This is a genomic window from Paractinoplanes hotanensis (assembly GCF_023717965.1).
Taxonomy (GTDB): Bacteria; Actinomycetota; Actinomycetes; order Mycobacteriales; family Micromonosporaceae; genus Actinoplanes; species Actinoplanes polyasparticus.
On sequence record NZ_JAMQOL010000016.1, the window covers coordinates 17,647 to 41,611 of the forward strand.

Annotated in this window: 22 protein-coding genes and 1 pseudogene; 18 read left to right on the plus strand and 5 right to left on the minus strand. The window is 72.1% G+C overall.

Annotated features, from left to right (window positions below; all coding sequences use genetic code 11):
• Positions 1-49: 49 nt before the first annotated feature.
• From LXN57_RS13485 to LXN57_RS13500, 4 genes are all read left to right on the plus strand, one after another.
• Positions 50-1,324 (plus strand): cytochrome P450, encoded by a 1,275-nt coding sequence (locus LXN57_RS13485; protein WP_251798422.1) that lies wholly within the window; start codon positions 50-52, stop codon positions 1,322-1,324.
• A gap of 103 nt (positions 1,325-1,427) precedes the next feature.
• Positions 1,428-2,840, plus strand: coding sequence for an alpha/beta hydrolase (locus tag LXN57_RS13490; RefSeq protein WP_251798543.1), 1,413 nt, complete (start codon positions 1,428-1,430; stop codon positions 2,838-2,840).
• A gap of 257 nt (positions 2,841-3,097) precedes the next feature.
• Positions 3,098-3,724 (plus strand): alpha/beta hydrolase, encoded by a 627-nt coding sequence (locus LXN57_RS13495; RefSeq protein WP_251798423.1) that lies wholly within the window; start codon positions 3,098-3,100, stop codon positions 3,722-3,724.
• A complete protein-coding gene (locus LXN57_RS13500) occupies positions 3,661-5,583 on the plus strand; it encodes a Xaa-Pro dipeptidyl-peptidase (protein WP_251798424.1) in 1,923 nt (640 codons plus the stop codon). The genes LXN57_RS13495 and LXN57_RS13500 overlap by 64 nt, the downstream gene beginning before the upstream one ends.
• A gap of 54 nt (positions 5,584-5,637) precedes the next feature.
• On the opposite strand, the gene LXN57_RS13505 is transcribed toward LXN57_RS13500, so the two are convergent.
• Together LXN57_RS13505 and LXN57_RS13510 are read right to left on the minus strand one after the other, a co-directional pair.
• Complete coding sequence (locus tag LXN57_RS13505) at positions 5,638-7,518, minus strand: Hsp70 family protein (protein WP_251798425.1); 1,881 nt, start codon at positions 7,516-7,518, stop codon at positions 5,638-5,640.
• Between the two features lie 187 nt (positions 7,519-7,705).
• A complete protein-coding gene (locus tag LXN57_RS13510; RefSeq protein ID WP_251798426.1) occupies positions 7,706-8,005 on the minus strand; it encodes an HAD-IA family hydrolase in 300 nt (99 codons plus the stop codon).
• Positions 8,006-8,166: 161 nt separating this feature from the next.
• Between LXN57_RS13510 and LXN57_RS48315 the strand changes: the two are divergent.
• Positions 8,167-8,883 (plus strand): annotated as a pseudogene (locus tag LXN57_RS48315) (carbon-nitrogen hydrolase family protein); the annotation flags it as partial.
• A gap of 193 nt (positions 8,884-9,076) precedes the next feature.
• On the opposite strand, the gene LXN57_RS13515 reads toward LXN57_RS48315, so the two are convergent.
• Positions 9,077-9,535, minus strand: coding sequence for a YfdQ family protein (locus tag LXN57_RS13515; RefSeq protein ID WP_251798427.1), 459 nt, complete (start codon positions 9,533-9,535; stop codon positions 9,077-9,079).
• 442 nt (positions 9,536-9,977) lie between these two features.
• Complete coding sequence (locus LXN57_RS13520) at positions 9,978-10,289, minus strand: DUF6223 family protein (protein WP_251798428.1); 312 nt, start codon at positions 10,287-10,289, stop codon at positions 9,978-9,980.
• A gap of 132 nt (positions 10,290-10,421) precedes the next feature.
• Between LXN57_RS13520 and LXN57_RS13525 the strand changes: the two genes are divergently transcribed.
• Positions 10,422-11,531 carry an ATP-binding protein gene (locus LXN57_RS13525; protein ID WP_251798429.1) on the plus strand — a complete coding sequence of 370 codons (1,110 nt, stop codon included), beginning with the start codon at positions 10,422-10,424 and terminating at the stop codon, positions 11,529-11,531.
• Positions 11,528-12,184, plus strand: coding sequence for a response regulator (locus LXN57_RS13530; RefSeq protein WP_251798430.1), 657 nt, complete (start codon positions 11,528-11,530; stop codon positions 12,182-12,184). Before LXN57_RS13525 ends, LXN57_RS13530 begins: the two co-directional genes overlap by 4 nt.
• Here LXN57_RS13530 and LXN57_RS13535 read toward each other — a convergent pair.
• Complete coding sequence (locus LXN57_RS13535) at positions 12,151-12,897, minus strand: class I SAM-dependent methyltransferase (RefSeq protein ID WP_251798431.1); 747 nt, start codon at positions 12,895-12,897, stop codon at positions 12,151-12,153. The two genes, LXN57_RS13530 and LXN57_RS13535, sit on opposite strands and share 34 nt — an antisense overlap.
• Before the next feature lie 176 nt (positions 12,898-13,073).
• Here LXN57_RS13535 and LXN57_RS13540 point away from each other — a divergent pair, with 176 nt between their 5' ends.
• From LXN57_RS13540 to LXN57_RS13590, 11 genes are all read left to right on the plus strand, one after another.
• The gene (locus LXN57_RS13540) at positions 13,074-13,352 is read left to right on the plus strand and encodes an MSMEG_0570 family nitrogen starvation response protein (RefSeq protein ID WP_251798432.1); all 279 of its coding nucleotides are present in this window, start codon (positions 13,074-13,076) and stop codon (positions 13,350-13,352) included.
• Positions 13,349-14,650 (plus strand): MSMEG_0569 family flavin-dependent oxidoreductase, encoded by a 1,302-nt coding sequence (locus LXN57_RS13545; RefSeq protein WP_251798433.1) that lies wholly within the window; start codon positions 13,349-13,351, stop codon positions 14,648-14,650. The genes LXN57_RS13540 and LXN57_RS13545 overlap by 4 nt, the downstream gene beginning before the upstream one ends.
• Positions 14,647-15,450: an amidohydrolase family protein gene (locus LXN57_RS13550; RefSeq protein ID WP_251798434.1), complete on the plus strand. Its 804-nt coding sequence runs from the start codon at positions 14,647-14,649 to the stop codon at positions 15,448-15,450. The genes LXN57_RS13545 and LXN57_RS13550 overlap by 4 nt, the downstream gene beginning before the upstream one ends.
• A gap of 30 nt (positions 15,451-15,480) precedes the next feature.
• Positions 15,481-15,993: an MSMEG_0572/Sll0783 family nitrogen starvation response protein gene (locus tag LXN57_RS13555; RefSeq protein ID WP_184950449.1), complete on the plus strand. Its 513-nt coding sequence runs from the start codon at positions 15,481-15,483 to the stop codon at positions 15,991-15,993.
• A 5-nt stretch (positions 15,994-15,998) separates the two neighbouring features.
• On the plus strand, positions 15,999-17,051 hold the full coding sequence (locus LXN57_RS13560; RefSeq protein WP_251798435.1) for an MSMEG_0568 family radical SAM protein: 1,053 nt from the start codon (positions 15,999-16,001) through the stop codon (positions 17,049-17,051).
• Between the two features lie 86 nt (positions 17,052-17,137).
• Positions 17,138-17,446 (plus strand): hypothetical protein, encoded by a 309-nt coding sequence (locus LXN57_RS13565; protein ID WP_251798436.1) that lies wholly within the window; start codon positions 17,138-17,140, stop codon positions 17,444-17,446.
• Positions 17,443-18,966, plus strand: coding sequence for an MSMEG_0567/Sll0786 family nitrogen starvation N-acetyltransferase (locus LXN57_RS13570; protein ID WP_251798437.1), 1,524 nt, complete (start codon positions 17,443-17,445; stop codon positions 18,964-18,966). The genes LXN57_RS13565 and LXN57_RS13570 overlap by 4 nt, the downstream gene beginning before the upstream one ends.
• 70 nt (positions 18,967-19,036) lie before the next feature.
• Entirely contained in the window at positions 19,037-19,852 is an 816-nt protein-coding gene (locus LXN57_RS13575) for a carbon-nitrogen hydrolase family protein (protein ID WP_251798438.1), read from the plus strand.
• A 45-nt stretch (positions 19,853-19,897) separates the two neighbouring features.
• Positions 19,898-20,719 carry a carbon-nitrogen hydrolase family protein gene (locus LXN57_RS13580; protein WP_251798439.1) on the plus strand — a complete coding sequence of 274 codons (822 nt, stop codon included), beginning with the start codon at positions 19,898-19,900 and terminating at the stop codon, positions 20,717-20,719.
• Complete coding sequence (locus LXN57_RS13585; protein WP_251798440.1) at positions 20,716-21,828, plus strand: MSMEG_0565 family glycosyltransferase; 1,113 nt, start codon at positions 20,716-20,718, stop codon at positions 21,826-21,828. The genes LXN57_RS13580 and LXN57_RS13585 overlap by 4 nt, the downstream gene beginning before the upstream one ends.
• Positions 21,829-21,983: 155 nt before the next feature.
• Complete coding sequence (locus LXN57_RS13590) at positions 21,984-23,849, plus strand: NB-ARC domain-containing protein (protein ID WP_251798441.1); 1,866 nt, start codon at positions 21,984-21,986, stop codon at positions 23,847-23,849.
• Positions 23,850-23,965: the final 116 nt, after the last annotated feature.

Below are 23,965 nucleotides of genomic sequence, written 5' to 3' on the forward strand. Positions count from 1 at the left end.
CGGGCGTACCGTCGGCCTGGTACGTCGGCGTACCACCGGGGAGGTCGCGATGACAGCACTGCTGCCGGACGGTCCCACCAGCCCGCGCCTGGTCCAGTCGCTGGGCTTCGCGCTCTCGCGGCGGCGCACCATGGAACGGCTGCGCGCCCGCTACGGGTCCGCGTTCACCGTGCAGTCGCTCAACCTGGGCCGGATGGTGATGCTCGCCGACCCGGGCGAGGTGCGCGAGATGTTCCAGGCGAGCCCCGACGAGGCCGACACCCCGGACGCGAACCTCGGCTCCGTGCTCGGGCCGGGCTCCTTCTTCGCCATCAAGGGCGACGAGCACCGGCGGCAACGCAAGTTGCTCACTCCGCCCTTCCACGGGCGCAGGCTCCGGGCGTACGAGGGCCTGATCGAACGCGAGACGCGGCGTGAGACAGCCGCCTGGCCGCAGGGAACGCCGTTCCCGGTGATGCCGTCGACCATGCGCATCACCCTCAACGTGATCCTCGGCGCGGTCTTCGGGGCCGAGGGCGCCGAGCTCGACGAGTTGCGCGCGCTGCTGCCGCGGATGGTCCGGCTCGGCTCGATCCTGGCCGTGCTGCCCGTGGTGCGGCGCGACCTCGGCGGCTACGGCCCGGGCGCCCGCTTCACCCGTTACCGGCGGCAGTACGACGCGATCATCGACCGGCTGATCGACCGCGCGCGCACCGACCCGGCCCTCGACGAACGCGACGACGTGCTGGCCATGCTGGTGCAGTCCCGCTACGACGACGGCGCCCCGATGAGCCGCGGCGAGATCGCCGACCAACTGCTGACCCTGCTGGCCGCCGGGCACGAGACGACGGCGACCACCCTGGCCTGGACGGTCGAACGCCTGCGCCGGCACCCGGCCGTGCTGGAACGACTCGACGACGACGAGTTCCGTGCGGCCACCCTGACCGAGGTGCAGCGGGTGCGCCCGGTCGTCGAGATCACCTCACGCCAGGTGCGCTGCGACGAGCTGACGCTGGGCCGCTGGACGCTGCCGCGGGGCACGGTCGTCACGGCCTGCATCGCCCTGCTGCACGACGACCCGGCGCTCTTCGAGGACCCGTACGTCTTCGACCCCGGCCGCTTCGCCGGCGCCCGGGCCGACACCTCGGCCTGGATCCCGTTCGGCGGCGGCGTCCGACGCTGCATCGGCGCCGCCTTCGCCACCCTCGAGATGAACGTCGTGCTGCGCACCGTCCTGCGCGACTTCACCCTGGAACCGACGGCCGAGCCGTCCGAGCGCCCGCACAGCCGGGGCATCGCCGTCGCCCCCGCCAAGGGCGGCCTGGCGGTCGTCCACCGCCGCTGAGTTCGCAGGTCGCCCCAGCAGTGCCGGCCCGCCGCAAGACCAGGGTGGGCTCAGGGCATCACCTGATGTTGTCTCGGTGCGGGCACTGTCGACGATGGACGGCATGATCCGTCGCCGCAGCATCGTCGCGTCCGTGACCGCCATCGTGACCGGGCTGGCGCTGGCCGCCACGCCGCCTGCCTCGGGCGCCGACCGGCCGCAGCCGCGCGTCGTCTGGACGCAGTGCGCCGACGACATCCCGAAACTGCCCGTCGATGACGTCGTGCGTTGCGGCAAGCTGCGATTACCGGTCGACTGGGCGCGGTCGCACGGCGCGACGTTCGAGCTGTCGATAGCGTGGCGGCCCGCGCTCCAGCAGGACCGGCGGGTCGGGACGCTCGTGTTCGGCCCGGGCGGGCCGGGTGACTCCGGCGTCGAGCGCATCCGCCGCGGCAACCGGTTCAGCCCCGAGATCCTCGACAGGTTCGACACGGTCAGCTTCGACCCGCGCGGGGTCGCCCGCAGCGGCGGCCCGTCGTGCTCGCTCGCCGTCGCACCGCCCGGTTTGCTGACCAGCCAGGCCGACTTCGACCAGGCGGCCGACGGCAACCGCGCCGAGTGGACGGCCTGCCGGGCGACCAGCCCGGTGTGGGACCACGCCGACACGCTCAGCGCCGTCCGGGACCTCGACGCGCTGCGATCGGCCCTCGGGGAACGGCGGCTCACGTTCCACGGCAGCTCCTACGGCACGTTGCTCGGCCAGCAGTACGCCGAGCGCTACCCGGACCGGGTGCGGGCGATCGTGCTCGAGAGCGTCTTCAACCACAGCCTCGGCGTACGGGAGTTCGTCCGGACCCAGGCGCTGGCGGCACAGGACGCGTTCGACGAGTTCGTGACGTGGTGCTCCCCCACCCGGGTGGAGTGCGCGCTGCGCGGCTCCGACGTGCGGGCCGAGTGGCGGGACGTCCTCGACCGGGCCGACCGCGGCGAGTACCGGGGCGTCACGGCGTTCGACATCTCGACGCTGCCGATCGCCCGGCTGGCCTCCCCCGACCGCGCCGGCCTGTCGCGCGACATCGCCGACCTGCGCGACGGCAAGGCCCCGACGATCAAACTCCCGCCGCTGGTCTCCTCGGTCTTCTGCGCCGACTGGCCGGCCGAGGTCCGCGATTTCCCCGCGTACGCCGGGCTGGTGCGCGCCGCCCGGGCCGTGGCGCCCGATGTGCGGTACGGCGGCGGACTGCTGGCCGTGCGGGCCTGCCTGGGCTGGCCGTCGCCGGTGGCCAACCCGCCGGCTCGCCTGCACGTGACCACCGAACGCCCGTTGCTGCTCCTCAACTCGCGGCACGACGTCCGCACCGGCTACGTGTGGGCGACCGGCGTGGCCCGCCAGCTCGGCCGGCACGGGCGGCTGGTCACCTACGAGGGCTCGGGCCACGGCGCGTACGGCACCACGCCGTGCACCACCGCGGCCGTCGACCGCTACCTCATCGACCTGGTGGTGCCCCCGCCCGGCGCCAGCTGCCCTACGGCCTGACGAACGCTCGCTTGTTCGTACGGGGACGAGGTGCTCTCCTGGGCCAACCTCGGTCGTGGGCGGGCGCACACCGAGCAGGACGACGCCAAGCTCCCGCAGGGTGCTCGCGGCGAACCCGGAGCGCCACGATTCTCGACGTTCGTGTGGCCGGTCAGCGACGTCGTCATGGCGTTCGTCCGTGCCGGGCTCCGGTTGGACGCGTTTTCGAGTCCCCCGAGCCGGGCCTCTATGCCGGGCTGGGTGGATCAGCCGGGTCGTTGCCGGCCTACTACGTCATCAAGGCGACGAAGGCCGATTCCTTTGGCGGGGCGGTGCGGTCTGTATCGGGTATGACGACGACAACTGATCTCAATCGGCTGCTCTGGGAGGAGCGGGCCGCGGGCGACACCAGCCGGGCCTGGGAGTCGCTGACCGCCGAGCCGGTGGGTCTGCGGGAGGAAGCCGGCGACGACGGGCTGTGGCTGCGGCCGCCTTGGGCCGGGGACGACCGGGTGGTGCTGGCCATTCACGGCGGCGGGTTCGTGAGCGGGTCGATCGCCACGCACCGGCGGATGTTCGGGCATCTGGCGCTGGCCTCGGGACTGACGACGCTCGTGGTGGATTACGGGCTGGTGCCCGACCACGTCTATCCGGCGCAGATCGAGCAGGTCGGCGCGATCTACCGGCGGCCGGCGGGCCGGCGGGTGGCGCTGGCCGGGGACTCGTGCCGATGGGGGTGGCCGTGCTCGACTGCCGGCTCGATGGCATCGCCGCCGTCACAGTGTTCTTCGACCCGGGGCTCGTGGCGCGGTTTCAGCCATCGACGTAATACGATGCGTCGATGTCAGGGCTACGAATGCGCGCGCTTGCCGTCGCCGTCGCCGCGGGGGTCGGGGCCACACTGACCATCGCGGTGGCGCCGGCGGAGGCCGCCGGGACACCACACATCCGGGCCGGGGAGACAGTGCCGGTCTATTCCTACGAGAACGCCGTGCGGGAAAGCGTCTGGGTGCAGACCACTCTGGACAACGACCTCGACGGTGTGCCCGACCGGGTCGCGGTCGACATCGTGCGGCCCCGGGAGGCGGCCGACCGGCGGATCAAGGTGCCGGTCATCCTCGAGGCGTCGCCGTACTACTCGTGCTGCGGGCGCGGCAACGAGAGCGAGCTCAAGGAGTACGACGCCAACGGCACCATCACCAAGCAGCCGCTGTTCTACGACAACTTCTTCGTACCCCGCGGGTACGCGTTCGTCGCGGCCGACCTGGCCGGCACGGGACGATCCACCGGCTGCATGGACGTCGGCGGGCGCGAGGAGGTGCTCAGCGCCAAGGCCGTCGTCGACTGGTTGAACGGGCGCGGCCGGGCCACGTACGCGGACGGCACCCCCGCCGTCGCCACCGGCTGGACCAACGGCCGAACCGGAATGATCGGCAAGTCCTGGGACGGCTCGGTGGCCAACGGGGTCGCGGCGACCGGCGTCGAGGGCCTGGAGACGATCGTGCCGATCTCGGCCATCTCCAGCTGGTACGACTACCAGCGCTACAACGGCGTGCTGCGCGCCGAGGACTACCCCGAATACCTGCACGAGGTGGTCAACGGGCGGCCCGAGGGCGTGTGCGCCGCGACACTGAAGGAGCTCGACGAGGGCAGCGACGACGCCACCGGCAACTACAACGGCTACTGGGCCGAGCGCGATTTCCGCCGGGACGCCCGCAAGGTCCGCGCCAGCGTGCTCGTCGCGCACGGGCTCAACGACACCAACGTGACGACCACCCAGTTCGCCCAGTGGTGGGACAGGCTGAACGTCCCCAAGAAGATCTGGCTGCCCCAGCAGGGCCACGTCGACCCGTTCGACATCCGCCGCGCCGAGTGGGTGGAGACGCTGCACCAGTGGTTCGACCGCTGGCTGCAGGGGCTGCGCAACGGCATCGAGCGGGAACCGCAGGCGACCATCGAGACGGCGCCGGGCACGTGGGTGAACGAGCGGACCTGGCCCGCCGCCGCGCGATCGACGAAGGTCGCGCTCGGCAACGGCAACGGGACGACAGGCACGCTGGGTGGCCGGTCGGGCAGCGGTTTCCGTACGTGGACCGACGCCCCCGATCTCAGCGAGGCGGCCGCCGTCGCGAATCCGGCCGGCGCCGTTCCCGGCCGGGTGGCCTTCCTGTCCGGGCCGCTGGCTCAGGGCGTACGGATCTCGGGCGCCCCGTCCGTGTCGCTGCGCGTGCAGGTCGACCGGCCGACCACCGAACTGACCGCCCGGCTCGTCGACTACGGCACCGCGACGCGGGTCAACTACCAGGCCCGCGGCGAGGGCATCACCACGCTGACCACCGAGTCGTGCTGGGGCGCCTCGACCACGGCCGACGACGCCTGTTACCGCGACACGGCCGAGAACGTGGTCACCAGCGACCACGCCGTCCTCGCCCGCGGCTGGCAGGACGCCGCCCACCGCGTCTCGCTGCGCTTCGTCACGCCGCTGCAGCCCGGCCGCTGGTACACGGTGACCGTCCCGATGCAGGCGACCGACCAGCGCATCGCCGCCGGTCACGTGCTGGGCCTGATCCTGCAGGCCAGCGACGACGAGTACTCGACGCCGCAGTCCACCGGGGCCACGATCCGCCTCGACCTGCGTGGCAGTTCGCTGCGGTTGCCGCTCGTCGGCCGGCTCCCGGCTCCGGCCGCCACGGCGCCGTCGGTGTCGACAGCCCCCTCCGCGAACAGGTCGGCGCCCCAGCGGTTCCAGCCCCTGCTCCCCTAGGATCGTTCGGCCCGTCACGGTGGTAACCGGCCACCGTGACGGGCCGAACAGCGCTCAGCGTTTCGAACGGCCCGACCCGGCGATGAGCAGCACGAGGCCGACCAGCGCGGCGACCACTCCCGGTACGAAGCGGGCGAGCCCGACACCGCCGGCCACGACGAGCACGGGGAACCACGCCAAGCCCGCCAGCAGGAGTCCCAGCCCGGCCACCATCAGCCGGTTCTCCTTCTCCTCGGGAACAGCTTCGCCGGTCTCCCCCACCGATCCGGTTCGGTTCCCGGCACGCCGGGAGACGGGCCGCGAGAACGCCCGAAACCCGCCGGAGAGTTCCAGATCGTCCGGGGGCCCGCTGTCGCGCGGCCGACCAGCGGGCTCAGGCTGATACCCGCCAGCGGTCTCCGGGCCGGCGCCGCTATATCCACCCGCCGCCGCTGACCGGAACACACCGGAGTCTTCGACCCTCTCCGGCTCGGCACCGCGATGCCCACCGGCCGCCGCCGACCGGAACACACCGGAATCCTCGATGCCCGCCGGCTCAGGACCGCGATGCCCACCCACGGCCCCTGAGCGGAACACCCCAGAATCCTCAACCCTCTCCGGCTCAGCACCGCGATGCCCGCCGGCCGCCGCCGACCGGAACACACCGGAATCCTCGATGCCCGCCGGCTCGGCACTACCGCGCCCGCCCACGGCGCCCGACCGGAACGCGCCGGAATCGTCCAGGTGCTCAGGCTCCGCACGACGGCGCCCGACCCCGGCGCCCGGCCCGAAGACGCCGGAGTCCTCAAGGTCGTCCCGGCGACGTCGGCCGACGCTAGGGTTCCGGTCCTCCCCGGTCGGCCATCCCTCGTCGGGCAGGGTGTGCCGGCCGCTGCTGCCCACGGCCGGCTCGATCTGCGGCATCGGCGCGCTGTGGCGCCCGGCCCAGTCCGGCTCCCGATGGGCGACGCCGCCGTCGCCACGTCCCGGTTCGAGGCTCGGCCCGGCGCTGAACTCCGGTGCGGCCCGGCCAGGCCAGGCAGCACAACCCTGCGCGATCACGAGTTCCGGATCAGGCACGGGCGGAATGACGGCGTACGGACCGGCCACGGCGGCTACCAGCTGAGTGAACACGGGAACGCGGCTGGTGCCGCCGATCAGCAGCACGGTTACCGGCTCGGCTGCCTCAGCGAGCGCCGCCCCGACCGTACGCACCACCGGATCGAGCACCCGCGTGGCCACCGCCTCGAACTGCACGCGCGGCACGGTAACGCCCACCTCGGCCAGCGGTACGAGCAACGCGGCGCTCGGCTGCCGCGACAGCGCCTCCTTGGTGCCGACGATCTGCAGCATGAGCTTGCTGCTCGCGTCCTCGTCGTCCGGTGTCTCCGCCCGGTCCAGCCGCTCCCAGGCGGGCAGCCCACCTGAGGCGGCCACCCACGACCGGATCAGCTCGGTGAGGCCCGCATCGAGCGCGTCCCCCGCCGCGTCGGCCAGCGTCTCGGCCGCCGCCACCGCTAGCCCGCCCGCAGTCCGGCGCACCAGGGTCACGTCCGCCGTGACCGCGCCCACGTCGACAACCAGCACGCAGTCGGTGTCCGTCACCAACGAGGCCGCGGCCAACGGCTCCTCGACGATGTCGACGCGGCCCAGCCCAGCCAGCATCGCCGCCGACGCGAGCGCGTCCCGCTCCTCCGGATCCCAGCCCAACGGACAGCTGACCACAGTCTCCAGGGCCGAGGTTCCCCCCATCCGGCGCATTTCGGCCGCGACACCGTCGAAGACGGCAACCAGCCCGTCCGAGCCCAGCGCCGCCGAAGGCAACAGAGGCGACCCGTCGAACAACAGCGGTCGCGCCCCCCGGCCCGGCTCATCGAGGATGGCGACCGTGTTGACGCTGCCGACACTGATGCCCAGCCGCGTGACGCCCGCTGTCGCCCACCCCTCCCCAGTCATAGGGCAGCAGTCTCGACCGCCGACAGCCCGAGCAGGATCCCCCGATTAGGTGCGCTCGCCCGACGCCTCGCCATCAATACGCAGAAAACACCCGCATTGCGACCAAGATCACGCCCCACTCCCAGCGACGCAGATCACTGTCCCACCACCGCGCGACCGAACTCCGCCCACCTGCCGGCAACATCCACTACCCCACCCGGGGCGGGAGCAGACCGCGCGCAGCCAGCTCCGCACGGACTTGATTGTTGTCGCGGTAGTGGATCGTGGCGATGCCGGAACGGGCGGCCCCGTCGAGGTAAGCGGGCGTGTCGTCGACGAACAGGCACTGGTGCGCACGGCGGCGCACCCGCGTCAGGACGGTGTCGAAGAACGCCCGCTGCGGCTTACGGCTACCCAGCTCGTAGGAGGTCAGGATTCCGGTCACCGCCGGACGCCGGGCGTAGAGCTGCAGGACCCCATCGACGTCCAACAGCAGGGTGTCGATCACCTTCCGCACTGTACGGGTGGCGTAGTTCCGCCCGCTCACGGCGCCGGGCGACCATGAACAACGGGGCTGGGCGCGGAGGAAGCAGGCCATCCGCTTCGGGCCCTTGCGTGCCGCTCTGCTGAGCAGGCGTTGGCCCCCGACGTTTTCGGTACGGTGCTGTGGTGTCAGCAGCGAGCAAGATTCGGATCGCCGTCGCGCAGACTGAGGTCACTACGGATCCCGGTGTGAACGGGATGGCGATCCGCGCTGCGCTGCGCCAAGCCGCCGGGCAGGGAGCACGTCTCGTTCATTTCAGCGAGGGCGCTCTGTCCGGCTACGTCGGTCCCGCGAAGGCGTACTACTCCGGTTGGCGCATCGACTGGGCACCGGTCACCGCAGAATTGCACGCCACCATGGCCCTGGCCGGGGAACTCGGCGTCTGGGTGGTCGTGGGCGGCAATCACCGGTTGTCCGGCGACCATCGGCCGCACAACTCGCTCTGGGTGATCGACGATCGGGGCCGGCCCGCCGACCGCTACGACAAGCGGTGGGTATCGCACTCCGAGATCACCGGCTTCTACACACCCGGCGACCACGTCTGCGCCTTCGAGGTGGACGGCTTCCGATTCGGCTGCCTGCTCTGCGTCGAGGTGAACTTTCCCGAATTGTGGATGGAGCAGCGGGCACTCGGCGTGGACTGCGTGCTCTTCTCCACCTACTCCGAAGATCCGATCTTCGAAGTCATCGCCCGCGGCCACGCCGCCACGAACGGCTTCTGGGTCAGCATCGCGGTGCCCACCCCGTGCGCGCCGGCCATGCCGTCGGCCGTAGTCGGCCCACACGGGTATGTCCTGAAGCAGGCTCGGCCGGACGGCTCCGAGGTGATCTGCGTCGACCTCGACCGGGCCGATCCCGTGCTCGACGTCGCACTGAAAACAAAGCCCGGCCCTGGCGGGAAACCGCCCGCGCCGGTCACATCTACGCCGCCCACCGGGTCAACGACCCGCGCAGCACCGATCGAGGCCGCGTCTGACCACTACCGGCGGCCGTCGGCGCCGGGTCTGACTACTACCGGCGGCCGTCGGCGCCGGATCAGAGCTCGTCCAGCAGCAGGACGCCGTCCGGCGAGTAGAAGCAGTCGCGCACGTAGCGAGCCCAATCCTCGATCGTCGGGTCTTCCGCATGCGACAACCACTCGGAAAGAGCCGCGTGCTCTTCGGTGTGCCCGTTCTCCGCGAGCCACCGCAACGTCTCGTGCCGGCCGGCGCCGAAGATCGCCTGAGCGTCGAAGCCGATACCCAGGTCCATGTCACCCGTACCGAATTTCGCGTCGTACAGGCGGCACGAGTCCGCCGGGTCACCGATCAGGAACAGCAGGAACGCCGTCACGTAGATCTGCTCGTACTCGTCGCTCTCGCCGTTGTCCGGACCCTCGCGCCACGCCCGCTCGAGGTCGAAGATCTCCCGCAGCATCGCGTGGTGGGGACGAGGGTCGCCGACGTCCACCATCCGGAGCGCCTCCCGGCGGGAAGCCGGGCTCGACAGGTCCACGGGTGCACGATAGTCCAGCGTCGCTCATCCACGGCCGTCCCGCCCGGCCGGCGGCCGGATGGAGAGGCCTCAGGCGCTCAGCAGGTGGAGCACCCGCACGACGTTGCGGATCGGGGCGCCGGCCTGTCCGTCGTCGTATTCGCCCACGGGGTGGTGTAGCCGTACTCCCGGTGGATGCGGCCGAGTTCGTCGCTGCCCGCCCAGTGATGCAGCGCCGGCGCCGAGGCGGCTTGGGACTGCCACTCCGCCTCCCGCATGAGCGGGGAACCGACGCCTCGGCCGAGCGGTCCGCGCTCGGTCATCACGGTGTGCACGAACACGGCGCCCTCTGGGATGAGTCCGGCGGGTATGCGCGGTAGGACGACGGGCGCCAGGCCGACCGTCTCCGGATGAACCGGGACACCTGATCCGGGAAGCCGTGCCAGGCCGTTGATGCGCTGGGTCAGCGTGGCGTTCGTGTCCTCCGGCCCGCGCGGCCCAGGGCCAGCCAGCCCAGCCCGCCGCCGATGAGCCCCAACGCCACGGCGACGTAGCCGCCGACGACACCGCTTCCGCTGCCCGGGCCGCCGTCGGCCACGGCGATCACGAAGCCGCCGGTCAGCAGGCCGGCCGCGCCCACGATGACGGCGGCGAGGGGCCGGCCTCGCGGGCCGGGACGGACCAAGGCGTACCAACCGAGGAGGACGGCGGCGAGGGCGATCAGCGCGGCGGCCGTCGCGAACAGGCGGCCGCTGGTCAGGGAGTAATCGGTCATAGTCCGATCGTGGCGGCCGGCGCCGGGTGAGCGCGTCGTGCAGCTGTGGACACTTGCGCTGCTGCCGGCGCAGTAGTCGTCTGCTGCGCTCGGATGATTCGCACCGGGCGGTTGTCCGGTTATGGTGCCCGCATGGGCGGGATGCGCATCGACCTGCGGGACGCGGCCGTCGCCGTCGGGGTGGCGGCGATCCTGCTGTTCGACGGCCTGCCGTGGGCGCGGCCGGGCGCGGCCGTGGTCGGCTGGGTGCTGCTGGCGGCGGGTGGTCTGGCGCTGGTCGTACGCCGCAATCGGCCCGTCGCTGTTCTTGTGGTCACGGGGTTGTGCGCGGTGGCCTACCGGGCCGCCGGATTCGAGGTCTTCGCGGTCGCCTATCTGGTCGCGGTGTATTCGGCCGTACGGGCCGGACACCGGCTCGCCACGGTCGTTGTCAGCATCGGGGTGCTGGTCGCCCTGCCCGGCGCGGCCCTGTTGTCCGGTTCGGACGGTGCCGGTGAGTCCGTCGACCAGGCGCGGGGTGTTCTCGAGCTGGCCTGGCTGATCGCGGCGGGCGCGGCCGGCGAGGCGTTGCGGCAGGCCGAACGCCGGGCGGACGAGGCCGAGCGCACCCGTGAGGAGATCGCCCTGCGCCGCGCCGGCGAGGAGCGGCTGCATCTGGCGCGGGAACTGCACGACTCGCTCACCCATCAGATCTCGGTCATCAAGGTGCAGGCCGAGGCGGCCGTCCATCTGGCCCAGCGGCGCGGCGAGCAGGTGCCCGAGGCGCTGGCGGCCATCCGCGAGGCCGGGCGGGAGGCGTCGCGCGAACTGCGGGCGACCCTGGAGGCTTTGCGCGACGACGACAGCGCCGTGCCGCGCGGTCTCGGGGACGTGCCGGACCTCGTACGGCAGGCGCGGTCGACCGGCCTCGAGGCGACGCTGACGGTCGACGGCCACCGCCCCGACCTGCCGGAAGCGGTGGACCGCACCGCGTACCGGATCGTCCAGGAATCGCTGACCAACGTCACCCGGCACGCGGCGGCGGCCGCCGCGACGGTCCGGATCGGCTACCGGCCGGGCGCGGTGTCCATCCAGGTCGACGACGACGGCCGGGCCGCTCCGGGCGACAAACCGGTGCCGGGGATCGGGCTGCTGGGCATGCGGGAGCGGGTGACCGCGCTCGGCGGCCGGCTGCGCGCCGAGCCCCGCGAGGAGGGCGGGTTCACCGTCCACGCCGAGCTGCCGGTGGACCGTACGCCATGATCCGGGTCCTGCTCGTCGACGACCAGCCGCTGATCCGCAGCGGATTCCGGGCCCTGCTCGACGCCGAGCCCGACGTCGAGGTGGTGGCCGAGGCCGGCAACGGCGACGACGGTGTGGCGCTGGCCCGGCAGCACCACCCCGACATCGCGCTGCTCGACATCCGGATGCCGGTCACCGACGGCATCGAGGCGACCCGGCGCATCGCCGCCGACGAGAGCCTGGCCGGCGTTCACGTGGTGATCCTGACGAACTACGGCCTCGACGAGTACGTGTTCCACGCGCTCCGAGCCGGCGCCGCGGGCTTCCTGGTCAAGGACATCGAGCCGGAGGACTTCCTGCACGCCGTCCGCGTGGCCGCCCGCGGCGACGCCCTGCTGGCCCCCTCGATCACCCGCCGCCTGATCGACCGCTACGTCGCCGACCCACCCCGCAAACCCGGCGCCGCCCTGCGCAGCCTCACCAACCGCGAGCGCGAGGCAGTGGCACTGGCCGCGCGAGGCCTGTCCAACTCCGAGATAGCGGCCCGCATGGTGATCAGCCCGGTGACCGCGAAGACCCACCTCAACCGCGCCATGACCAAACTGCACGCCCGCGACCGCGCCCAGCTCGTGATCTTCGCCTACGAGTCCGGACTGGTCACGCCCAGCCGCTGAGTGCGCACGACGCAGGTCAGCATGGGGAGGGTGAACGCGCCGTCGGCGGTCTCTGGGCGGGCGGCCAGGTAGGTGCGGATGCGGTTGAGGGCGGCTTCTCGTTCCGGCCGCGGCATGACCAGCAGACCGGCCCGGGTGGCCAGGGTGGCGGCCAGCGAGTCGGCGGTGCGGAGCTGGCCGTGGGGGAAGTCGGCTCGCTCGCCCGGAAGATTCGCTGTGGCGACGCGCCACGCTGCGGGGGTGTCGCGGGGGCCGATGACGGCGCTGCCCGCGACCCGAGCCAGGCCGGCGACCCAGTCGACGCTGTCGTCCAGGACGTTCCACAGGCCGGCCAGGACGCCGCCGGGGGTCAGCACGCGGGCGATCTCGGGACCGGCGACCGTCATGTCGAACCAGTGCATCGCGTTGCCGGCCACCACGGCGTCGACCGACGCGTCGGGCAGCGGGATCGCCTCGGCGTTGCCGGACAGGGCATGGACGGCGGGCACGGTGCGGCGCAGCTCGCTCAGCATGGCCGCGTCGGGCTCGACCGCGGTCACTTCGGCGCCGAGGGTGACCAGAGTGGCCGAGAGCTTTCCGGTTCCGGCGCCGAGGTCGAGCACCCGCGGACCGGGTGCGGGGTCGAGGGCCCAGCGGACTGCGGCCTGCGCGTAATCGGGGCGGTGTTCGGCGTACGCCGAAGCCGCAGTGCCGAACGAGGACGCTTCCTTCATCCGGTCAATGTAGTGGGCGCAGCACGCCCGAAACAGCGTCGTCATCCGCGGCCGAAGTGAGGGTTTTCTAACGGCGGATTGTTCCGGAGGAAACCTCGGCGAAACTCCCGATTCCTTGACTGTGACCCATCACCAGCCGCTCTACCTGGGCGGACGGGCCGGTTAGGGGTTTCACGATGCCGGAACGCTATGTGTTGGTGCGCTGGCCGGACGGCGAAGCGCAGAGGATCTACTCGCCCTCGACGGTGGTCGAGGACTTCTTCTCCGCGGGGCAGCGGATGGCGGTCGGCGACTTCGTGGCGACGAGCCGGGCCGCGCTGACCGAGGCGAGCGAGCGGGTGCGCCAGGCGTACGGCTTCCCGTGCGGCAACGCGGCGCGCAGCCTGGCCTCGGTGGAGGCTCGGGCGGCCGCTCAGCCCGCCGGTGACGTCCTCGTCGAAGGGATCGAGCCGTGAGCAACGGGCACGTCAGTGTCGCCGTGATCGGCGGCGGGCAGGCCGGTCTGGCCATGAGCTGGCATCTGCGGCAGAACGGCACCGACCACGTGGTGTTCGAGCGGGACCGGATCGGGCACGAGTGGCGCGACCGCCGGTGGGATTCGTTCTGCCTGGTCACGCCGAACTGGCAGTGCCGGCTGCCGGGCTATGCCTACAGCGGGGACGACCCGGACGGGTTCATGGCCGGCTCCGAGGTGGTCGCCTTCCTGGAGAAGTACGCGGCCAGTTTCGACCCGCCGCTGCGCGAGGGCGTCCAGGTGAGCCGGCTCCGCCGCACGGGGAACGCTTTTGAACTGCTCACGAGCGACGGCCGGGTCACCGCGGACCAGGTGGTGATCGCCACCGGCGGCTACCACCGGCCGGCGATGCCGCGGCTGGCCGAGAAGTTCCCGTCCGGCGTGGTGCAGCTGCACTCGTCGCAGTATCGGAACCCGGAGCAGTTGCCCTCCGACGGGGATGTGCTGGTCGTCGGCACCGGGCAGTCCGGCTGTCAGATCGCCGAGGACCTGCACCTGGCCGGGCGGCGCGTCCATCTGGCGGTGGGCAGCGCGCCCCGGGCCGCCCGGCGCTACCGCGGGCGGGACACCCTCGCCTGGCTCGAGGAGATGGGTCACTACGACAAGAGCGTGCACGAGTTCGGCGACGCGGACGAGGTGCGGCTGCGCGCCAACCACTACATGACCGGGCGGGACGGCGGGCGCGACATCGACCTGCGCCTGTTCGCTCAGCAAGGAATGCAGCTTCATGGCCGTTTGCTGAGCGTCGACGACACAACGGCGACGTTCGGCGACGACCTGGCCCGCAACCTGGACAACGCCGACGCGGTGGCCGAGGGCATCAAGGACGCCATCGACGCGTACGTCGAAGGAACGGGCCTCGACGCGCCGGCGGAGAAGCGGTACGAGCCGGTGTGGACGCCCGGCGTGCCGTCGCCGGCACTCGATCTGGCCGACGTGGCCGGCGTCGTGTGGGCGACCGGCTTCCACCGCGATCACCGGTGGATCGAGGTGCCGGTCTTCGACGGCCGTGGCTACCCGACGCACGACCGCGGCGTCACCAGTTGCCCCGGGCTGTACTTCCTGGGCCTGCCGTGGCAGCACACCTGGGGTTCGGGCCGGTTCGCCGGGGTCGCCCGCGACGCCGAGCACCTGGCCGGTCAGATCGCCCGCGCCCGGCGGCGGCGCGTGACCGAGGACGTGAGCTGGCTGGCCGGCACCCCGACGGAGACCTACCCCGACCTGGAGTGGGCGGCATGACCAACGACGCCCACCGCCACCTCGGCGTACTGCCGGCGTTCCCGTTCTACGGCGGGCCCCCGGTCAGCCCGGACGTCACCGCCCGGCGCACGATCGACGAGCTGATCCGGGATCTCGACCGCGAGAAGACCGAGCGCGCGCTGATCCTGCCGAACTACGGCGTGCCCGATCCCGATGTCGCGTTCGGCTTCAACGACCTGGTGGTCGAGGCCGCCGCCCGGGACGACCGGATCCGGTGCGGCCTGTGGGTCAGCGCGAAGGCCGACGACCTGGCCCGTACGACGAAGGCCCTGAAACTCGCGGGCGAGCCCGGTGTCCGGGCCCTGAAGATCAGCTTCCTGCTCGGCGGGAGCATCGACGACCCCGGGCTCGAGCCGATCTTCGCCGCCGCCCGCGAGCACGACCTGGTCGTCCACGTGCACACCTCCCCCGGCGCCGCGTCCGACATCGACCGGGTGGGACAGCTGGTCGACCGTCACGGCGACGACGTGAAGATCCACCTCGTCCACTTCGGCGGCGGGATGAGCGGCCACATCAAGCTGATCGGTGGCCGCTTCTTCGACTGGATCGCCGCCGGCAAGCAGGTCTACACCGACCTGTCGTGGGCGATCGGCTTCGCTCCGCGCTGGCTCGCCCAGGAGATCGACCACCGCGGCCTCGGCGCCGACCGTGTGCTGTTCGCGAGCGACGAGCCGTGGGGTGACCACGCGGGCGAACTGGCTCGCCTCCAAGCAGCGGCGGCCGGGCGCGAGCTCAGCGACGCCGTCTTCCGGACCAACTTCACCAACTTGTACGCCTAGTTCGTCGATTTCGCCCAGAAGGAGATCACCGTGACCGACCTGACCGACCTCGAGCAGAAGAGCCTCAACGAGATCCCCCACCCGGCCCTGGCCGAAGGTTCCAGCATCTACGGCGGCACCAAGGTCTTCCCCGACTACAAGGCCGAGGAGGGCCAGAGCTACTTCACGCTCGTGCACGGCATCGCTCACGAGTCGTCAGTCAGCTTCGTCGCCGTACTGCAGGCCACCCGCGCGCTGCGCAAGGGTTTCGAGGCGGCCATCTACTTCTACGGCCCGGGCTCGCTCAACTGCCTGGCCACCCGCGGCTTCCCGACCACCGGCACCAGCGCGTTCCCGGGCGAACACAACATCAACAATTCGCTCAAGACGTTCATGGCCGAGGGCGGCAAGGTGTACTGCTGCCGGTTCGGCCTGTCGCTGCACGGCGCCCGCGAGGAGGACCTGATCGAGGGCGTCATCCCGACCCACCCGCTCGACGTGCAGGACGCGCTGATCCACTACGCCCGCAAGGGCGCGATCATCAACTCGACCTACCAGCTCTGATCCTCGTGTCTATCGACGTTCGAGCCGACCTCGCCGTGCGCGGCGTGCGGGTGCCCACACCCGTGCGCCGCCCGGCGGGGGCCGGTCCCAGCGACGACGGCCACCTGGTGATCGACGGGGGCAACGCCGCACTGCCGATCAACCCCCAGAGCCCGTACGAGGTACGGGACAACAAGCTCTGGCTCGGCGAATCCGACACGGGCCTGTCGCTGTCGGTCGTGCACCGGCCGAAGTTCTACGACCTGCACACGGCCGAAGGCATCCCGTACGAGAAAATCGCCCGCCTGCACGGCAAGGACGTGCTCGCGACGACCGTGGTGCAGACCTGCATCCGGTACGCCGAGGAGCAGCGCTGCCGCTTCTGCACGATCGAGGAGTCGCTGCGCGCGGGAGCGACCGTAGCCGCCAAGACCCCGGCCCAGCTGGCCGAGGTCGCCGAGGCGGCCGTACGACTCGACGGCGTGACCCAGATGGTCATGACCACGGGCACCACGACCGGCCCCGACCGCGGCGCGCGCAACCTGGTGCGTTCGGTCCGCGCGGTCCTGGACGCCGTGCCCGGTCTGCCGATCCAGGTGCAGATCGAGCCACCCGGCGACCTGACCGTGATCAACGACCTGCACGACGCGGGAGCGGTGTCGATCGGCATCCACGCCGAGGCCCTCGACGACGAGGTCCGCCTGAAGTGGATGCCCGGCAAGGGCTCGGTGCCGATGGCCGAGTACGAAGCCGCCTGGGACCACGCCGTCGAGGTGTTCGGCCGCAACCAGGTATCGACCTACCTCCTGATCGGCCTCGGCGAGGACCCCGACGAGTTGGTCGAGGGCTGCCGAAGGCTGATCGCGCGCGGCGTCTACCCGTTCGTCGTCCCGTTCCGCCCGATGACCGGCACGCTGGCCCGCCGCGACGGCATCACCGGCCCACCGCCCTCCCTGGTACGAGACGTCTCGTCTCGAGTGGCCGCGCTGCTGCGCGAAGCAGGGATGCTGGGCGCCGACCAGAAGGCAGGCTGCGCCGCGTGCGGCGCCTGCGGCGTGCTCCAGGCGGCCGGCGGATGAGCGGCCCCGCGCAAATCAGCGGTCACCCGCGGGGAACCGGCCCCACGTGGCTGAGCGATCACACGCAAACAGGCGCTCGCGCGCGGATGAACGCTCGCGCGTGGCTGAGCGATCACGCGTGGCCGACCGATCCGGCGTGGATCAGTGAGCAAGCGCGGATGAACGACCGCACGCGGATGAGCGACCCCGCGTGCCTGACCGATCACGCGTGCCTGACCGATCCGGCGTGGATGAGTGAGCAAGCGCGGATGAACGACCGCACGCGGATGAGCGACCCCGCGCGGTTGACCGATCGCAAGCAGATGAGCGTTCACGCGTGGAGGAGCGATCGCGCGCGGGTCGGCGGATCCTGCGCGCCCGAGCGAGTGCCAGCGACCGGTGGAGGTGCAGGATGACGGATCTGGTTCCCGCGCTGCTCGGATCGCCGCGTTTTCTGATCGAGCCTGCGCGAACGCGCACCGACTATTACCGGTTGCGGCGGCGGGTGTTCGTCGACGAACAGGAACTGTTCGCGGCGAGCGACCTGGACGACCGGGACGACGATCCGCGCACGATCGTGCTGGAAGCGCGCGATCCGAGCGGTTCGCTGCTCGGTGGCGTGCGGTTGGGGCCGGCAACCGACGGTCCGGACATCGGCTGGTGGCAGGGCGGCCGGCTGGTCGTCGACCCGGCTGTGCGCGGCGTTCAGCGGATCGGGCCTGCGCTCGTGCGGGCCGCGTGTGCTGCGGCCGAACAAGCCGGTGCGTTGCGTTTCGACGCGAGCGTGCAGGCCCGGTTCCGGCGCATGTTCGAACGGCTCGGCTGGGATTCCGTGCGGCCCCTGACCGTCGCGGGGCAGCCGCACCACCTGATGCGCTGGCCGATCGGGCGAATCGCGGCCTTGGCCGCGGCGACCAAGAATCCGCTGGGCGGACTGCTCGACGGGCTCAACCCGGGCGGCGCCGGATTCGTCGGGGACGACGGAGCCCCCGTACCGGGAACCGATCTGATCGCGGCGTGCGACGCGATTCTGCCGTCCATGGTGGAGCGCGACCCGGACTGGGCGGGCTGGTGTGCCGTGCTGGTCAACGTGAACGACCTGGCGGCCATGGGTGCGACGCCGGTCGGCCTGCTCAACGCGATCGGGGCCCGCGACGCTGCCCACGCCACCCGGATCATCGGCGGCCTCAAACGCGCCGCCGAGGCCTACGGAATCCCGATCCTGGGCGGTCACACCCAGCTCGGCGTGCCGGCTTCATTGTCGGCGACCGCGCTCGGACGAACAGCCGGCCCGGCATCCGGCAGCGACGGATACCACCACGAACGCGCACACCCCACGAACGGCCCAATGCCCGGCGGCGGCATAAACCACCACGAACGCGCACGGCCCACGACTGACTCGATGCCCGGCGGCGGCGTAGACCCCGGCGATCGCATACGGCTGACGGGCGGCCCGGTGCCGGGCGGAGGCGGACGGCCCGGTGATCGCGTGCGGCTCACGGCCGACCTCGGGGGCGGCTGGCGGCCCGGCTATCACGGCCGGCAGTGGGACTCGACCAGTCGGCGCACGTCGGCCGAGCTGCGGCAGATGCAGGGATACGTGGCGGCCGCGCAGCCGGCGGCGGCCAAGGACGTGTCGATGGCCGGCATCGTCGGGACGCTCGGCATGCTGGCCGAGGCGAGCGGATGCGGCGCCGTCCTGGACGTGGCGGCGGTGCCACGCCCGGCCGCCGCGACGATGGGCGACTGGCTGACGTGCTTTCCCGGGTTCGCGATGCTCACGACCGGGCCGCAGGCGGAAGCACCGGCCGGGCCGGCGGAGACCGCGGTCTGCGGCGAGCTGGTCGCGGACGCCGGTGTGCGCCTGCGCTGGCCCGATGGCGAGATCACCACCGCGTTGACCAGCGGCGTCACCGGAATGGGAACCGCGACATGAGCCCTTTCCGGCCCCAGGCGCCGATCAGCGACCGCACCGGCGCCGGCGACGATTCAGCAGGAGGCACAGCATGATCAAGGTGGCGGCGGTCGCGGAGGCCTTCGACCGCGATCTGGAGGACGACTTCACCCGAATCGAGAAGCTGGTCGAGGCGGCGCGGGCCGACGGCGTACGCCTGCTGGCCCTGCCCGAGGCCTGCCTCGGTGGCTACCTGGCCGACCTGAACGGGCAGGCCGATCTGCCGCCGGCCCTGCGCCTGGACGGACCCGAGATCGCGCGGCTCGTGGCCATCGCCGGCGACATGGTGGTCTGCGCCGGCTACTGCGAGGACGCGGGTGACGGCACCCGTTACAACAGCGTGGTCTGCGTCGGCGAGGGACGGGTCCTCGGCAATCACCGCAAGGTGCACCAGCCCCTGCGCGAGGACGCCAGCTACGCGTCCGGTTCGTCGTTCGCGGCCTTCGACACGCCGGTCGGGCGGCTCGGGCTGATGATCTGCTACGACAAGGCTTTCCCGGAGTCGGCCCGCTCGCTCGCCCTGGACGGCGCCGAGATCATCGTGTGCGTCTCGGCCTGGCCGGGCAGCCGCACGAACGCTCCCGAATCCCTGGCCGACGACCGCTGGACGCGGCGGTTCGACCTGTTCGACCGTGCCCGCGCGCTCGAGAACCAGGTCGTGTGGATCTCGGCCAACCAGGCCGGCACCTTCGGGTCGCTACGGTTCGTGTGCAGCGCGAAGATCGTCGACCCGGGCGGTGACGTCCTGGCCACCACGGGCTGCGCTCCGGGCATGGCGGTCGCCACCATCGACGTTGCCAGTTCGCTCACCAACGCGCGCCGCTACATGGGACACCTGCGCGACCGCCGACCGGCCGCTTACAAATAATGCCGGTCCAATCACCCCACCACCGCCCTAAGACGGACTGAAGCCATGCCTATCCGAATCGCCGCCGCGGCGGCCCACTTCGGTCGCGACCTCGAGCACGGCCTGGGCCGGATCGGGAAGTTGATCGGCGACGCCCGTACGGCCGGCGTCGGCCTGCTCGTGCTGCCCGACGCCGCACTCGGCGGCTACCTGGCTGACCTGCGCCATCCCGACCCGTCCGCGTTCCCGCCCGCGCTCAAGCCGGACGACCCGATTTTCGAGCGGATCGCGGCGGCGGCCCGGGAGATGGTGGTCTGCGTCGGCTTCTGCGAGGCCGACGGCGACGAGCGCTACAACGCCGCGGTCTGCCTCACCGGCGACGGCGTGCTCGGCCGTCACCGCAAGGTGCACCTGCCCGCGGCCGAAGGCGTCGTCTACCGCGCCGGCACCGAATTCGCCTCGTTCGACACCCCGGTGGGCCGGATCGGCATGCTGATCGACTACGACAAGACGTTCCCCGAGTCGGCGCGCACTCTCGCTCTCGACGGCGCCGAGATCGTCGCCTGCCTGTCCGCGTGGCCGGCAAGCCTCACCAACGCCGCGCCGAAGATGTCGCAGGACCGCCAGTCGCGGCTGTTCGACCTGTACGACTGTGCCCGCGCCGCCGAGAACCAGATCGTCGTGGTGTCGTCCAACCAGACCGGCGCCGCGGGCGGGATGCGCTTCTTGGGCCAGGCCAAGGTGGTCGGCCCGGCCGGAAACGTGCTCGCCCGCACCTGGGCGAAAGCGGGCCTGGCGGTCGCCGAACTCGACGTCGCGCTCGAGATCGCTCAGGCCCGGCGCGTGCTCAGTCATCTCGCCGAATTGCGCCCGGAGGCCTACCGGTGAGGATCGCCCTGCTGACCTATTCGACGCGCCCGCGGGGCGGCGTCGTGCACACGCTCGCGCTGGCCGAGGCGCTCGCCGCGCTCCATCACGACGTGACCGTGTGGACGCTGGGCCGCGGCGGCGGCTTCTTCCGGCCGGTCGATCCGCGGGTGCGCCTGGCCGTGGTGCCGTTCCCCGACCGGCCCGGCGAGAGCGTGGGCGAGCGCATCCTGCGATCGATCGCGCTGCTGCGGGAGGCTTTCACCCCTTCCGCGTACGACGTGGTACACGCACAGGACTGCATTAGCGCCAACGCTGTTGAGCGTTGCGTGCGCACCGTGCACCACATCGATCAGTTCACGACACCGGAACTGGTCGCTTGTCACGAACGAGCAATCGTCCGCCCGTACGCGCATGTCTGTGTCTCCTCGGCGGTCGCGTCCGAACTGTCGGCCGGGTGGGGGTTGTCGGCCACGGTCATTCCCAACGGCGTCGACTACGAGCGCTTCGCGTCGGCCATGCCGCACCGCGCCGGCCCGTTCTTGGCGGTCCCCCACAGCGCGGTCCACGACCCGGAGTTCGTCGGCCTGGAGCAGCCATACCTGCTGGCCGTCGGCGGCATCGAGCCCCGCAAGGGCTCGCTCGACCTGCTCACCGCGTACGCCGAATTGCGCACTGCCCTTCCTGACCTGCGCCTGGTGATCGCCGGTGGCGAGACCCTGTTCGACTACCGTGACTACCGCGCCGAGTGGGACGCCCGCGCGGCTGCCCTCGACGTCGCCCCCACGGTCCTGGGGCCCGTCGATCACGACGCTCTGCCCGCCCTGGTCGCCGGGGCGGCCGCCTTCGCGTTCCCGTCCACCAAGGAGGGCTTCGGCCTGGCCGCCATGGAAGCCCTGGCCGCGGGCGTCCCGGTCGTCGTGCGGGACCTGCCGGTGCTGCGCGAGGTCTTCGGCCGCGCCGTCGGCTACGGCCACGATCCGGCCTCGCTGGCCGCCGCCCTTCTGCACGCCGTGAAGGAACCGGACCCGGCCCGCCGGGACGCCGGCCGTGCCCTGGCCGCCGCCCACACCTGGGAAGCCGCAGCGCACCGGCATGTGGAGTTCTACTCCTCGCTACCGCCGGCCTGACACCTTGGCGGCGCCGAAACGGTGACGCAAGCTGCGGGACCGGTCCCGCACCTTACTGGGGTGTGAGCACGGGACCGGCCGCTGTCGAGTGTGAGCGCGGAGACCCCGTGCCGCCCGAAGTCCGGACGAAATCGGACGGTCGTTAGCCTTGGTCGGTGCCGCGGCCCGACCTGCCCGAACCGGCCGGCGCCGGCTCGCTCGACGAGCTGGTCGACCGGCTGCGACGGCTGAAGACCGGGGCCGGCGACCCGTCGTACGAGACGATCAAGGAGCGGGTCAACGAGGCCTGGTCCCGGTCCGGCCGTCCGGCCGCCGAGCTGGCCCGCCGCTCCACCGTCGCCCACGCCTTCCAGCCGGGCCGGCGGCGGATGAACACCGAGCTCGTCCTGGCCGTGGTGCGGGCGCTGCACCCCGACGAGGCGTACGTGAACCGGTGGCGCCTGGCCCTGCGGGTGGTGGCGGGCGAGATCGAGGCCGTGTCGCAGGTGCGGGTGCACGACACCCTCCCGCCCGACCTGCCCGGGTTCACCGGACGACACAGCGAGCTCGACCGGCTGTCCGCCGCCCGCACCGGTGGGGGCGTGGTGGTGGCCGCGATCGAGGGGATGGCCGGGGTCGGCAAGACCCAGCTCGCCGTCCACGCCGCCCACCAGCTACACCGGCGCGAGCCGTTCGACCGGGTGCTCTTCGTCGACCTGCGCGGCTTCCATCCCGACGACTCCCAGCCACCAGCCGATCCGTCGGCGGTGCTCGATGGTTTCCTGCGACTGCTCGGGGTGCCCGGCAACCGGATGCCGCACGGGCTGGACGCCCTGAGCGCCGCCTACCGCGAACACCTCACCGGCGTACGGGCCCTGATCGTCCTCGACAACGCCGCCACCGCCGAGCAGGTCCGCCCGCTGCTGCCGGACACGCCCGGCAACGTCGTCCTGATCACCAGCCGTCGCCGGCTGACCGGGTTGCCGCCGGTGATCCGCCTGCCGCTCGGCGTCTTCACCGCCGACGAAGCGGCCGGCTTCCTGACCAGCGCCGTGCCCGGCGTGCCGGTGGGCGCCGACCCGCAGGCCGCCGCGGTGATCGCCCGGCGCTGCGGCCACCTGCCGCTGGCCCTCAGCCTGATGGCCGGCCACATCGGCGACAGCCCCGGCTGGACCCTGACCGACCACGCCGACCGCCTCGGCGAACGCCACCGCGACCGGCGGCTCGACTCCGGCGTCGAGGTCGCCCTCGCCCTGTCGTATCGGCATCTGTCACCCGCCACGCAACGGGCTCTGCGGCTGATCGCGCTCCACCCCGGGCCGGATCTGGACGCGTACGCCGTGGCCGCCCTGGCCCGGGCCGACCTGCCCACCGCCCGGGCCTGGCTCGAGCAACTGGGCGCCGACCACCTGATCCTGGAGGCCGCGCCCGGCCGCTACACCCTGCACGACCTGGTGCGCGCCCACGCCGCCACCCGGGCCCAGGACCAGGACCCCCCAGCCGAACGGCACGCCGCGCTCACCCGGCTGTTCGACTACTACCTGGCCGCCGGAGCTGCGGCCATGCGTTCCCTGCATCCAGCCGAGGCCCGGTCGGAGGATGTCACGGCCCCCACTCCGGCCCCCGACCTGACCGGCCCGGGTTCCGCCCTGGCCTGGCTCGACGCCGAGCGGCCGACCCTGGTCGCTGTGGCCGCCCACACAGCCGCGCACGGCTGGCCCACCCACACCACCCGCCTGGCCCGCCAGCTGTCCCGCTACTTCGGCGGCGGGCACCATCACGACGCCCTCGTCGTGCACGACCACGCCCGTCGCGCCGCCTGCCAGCTGGGCGACATCGAGGCCCAGGCGCACGCCCTGGACGGCCTGGGCGCCGCCCACCTGCACCAAGGCCGTCCCGACGAGGCCGCACAGAACTTCCGCCGCGCGCTGGACCTGTTCCGCCAGCTCGGCGACCTGACCGGGCAGTCGCGGGTGCTGTGCCAGCTGAGCCTGCTCGAAGAACACTCCGGCGGCCGTCCCGCGCCGACCGACCAGACGTAGTGGTCCGCCTTGGTGCCGGCACGTTTCCGCAGGAAGACAGGCGGTCCGGACGTCGGGAGAGCGAGTCGCCAGGCCCCCGAGCCGCCCAGCCGTCAGCCCCCCGGCTGGCAAGCCGT